Genomic DNA, 1,297 nt, shown 5'->3' with positions numbered 1-1,297 from the left:
TGGCCTGCCCCCAGGGGGTGATCCAAGCTCAATGTTAGTGCACGGCGGGCTCTGACGCCATGTTTGGGGTGGGCGAGCGCGCGCCCTCAACAGCTGGCGCGCTCGCCCATGGCACGATGCCGCCGCTGCGAGGGAGGAATGATTCCGGCGCCGGCGGTCGGTAGCCGAGCGAGCTGTGTGGGCGCACACCGTTGTAGTGGCGCCGCCAGGCCTCGATCAGCACCTGGGCCTCGGCCAGGCTGAAGAAGATCTCGCCATCGAGCAGCTCGTCGCGCAGCTTGGAGTTGAAGCTCTCGCAGTAGCCGTTCTCCCAGGGACTGCCGGGTTCGATGTAGGCGGTCTGGGAGCCGACGGCGGCGATCCATTCTCGCAGGACCAGGGCGATGAACTCCGGGCCGTTGTCGGACCGGACATAGGCCGGCGGGCCGCGCAGGATCATCACATCGGCCAAGGTCTCCAGCACGTCGGTGGAGTTGAGCTTACGCTTCACCCTGATGGCCAAGGCCTCGTGGGTGAACTCGTCGATCAGGCAGAGCATCCGGAATTTCCGTCCATCATGGGTCCGATCCTCGACGAAGTCGTAGGACCAGACCTGGTTGGGCCGCTCGGCGCGCAGGCGCACGCACGAGCCGTCGTTCAGCCAGAGCCGGCCGCGTTTTGGTTGTTTCTGTGGGACCTTCAGCCCCTCCTGTCGCCAGATCCGCTGGACCCGCTTGGCGTTCACCGCCCAGCCGGCATGGCGCAGCAGGGCCGTGACCCGCCGGTAGCCGTAGCGGCCATAAGCCTTGGCCAGCTCGATGATGTCGGCGGTCAGCGCCGCCTCGTCATCGCGCCCTCGGGCGGGCTTGCGCTGGGTGGACCGATGCTGGCCCAGGGCCGCGCAGGCCCGCCGTTCAGAGATCTTCAGTTCAGATCGGACCTTGTCCACACAGGCCCGGCGACGGGCGGGGCTTAGAAGTTTCCCCGGGCGGCCTCGGTCAGGATCAGCTTGTCCAGCGTCAAGTCCGACACCGCTCGCCGCAGCCGCGTGTTCTCAAGCTCCAAGGCCTTCAGCCGTTTGACCTGGTCTTGCTTCATGCCGCCGTACTCCGCCCGCCAGCGAAAGTACGTCGTCTCCGTCACCGCGATCGTTTTCACCGCCTCGGCGATCGATTTGCCTTGGCCGGTCAGCACATCAACCTGACGCAGCTTGGCGACAATCTCTTCCGGCTTGTGGCGCTTCCTTGCCATCGTTCCATCCATCCAAATGGTCCTCGGACCAACATAAGGGATGGATCACTTCAAGGGGGTCAGACCA

1 protein-coding gene is annotated in these 1,297 nt (G+C 65.4%); it reads right to left on the bottom strand.

Annotated elements, in window-relative coordinates:
* Positions 1-34: 34 nt before the first annotated feature.
* Positions 35-1,230 (bottom strand): IS3 family transposase gene (locus tag ACO2Q0_RS21640; protein ID WP_423353591.1). Its coding sequence is split into 2 segments (ribosomal slippage): positions 35-960 and positions 960-1,230, totalling 1,197 coding nucleotides; the frame shifts between segments, so codons are not numbered across the junction.
* Positions 1,231-1,297: the final 67 nt, after the last annotated feature.

It is taken from the genome of Phenylobacterium sp. VNQ135 (genome assembly GCF_049445735.1).
Taxonomy (GTDB): Bacteria; Pseudomonadota; Alphaproteobacteria; order Caulobacterales; family Caulobacteraceae; genus Phenylobacterium.
Note: the sequence above shows the minus strand (reverse complement) of the source record. Positions and strands in the feature narration are given on the sequence as shown.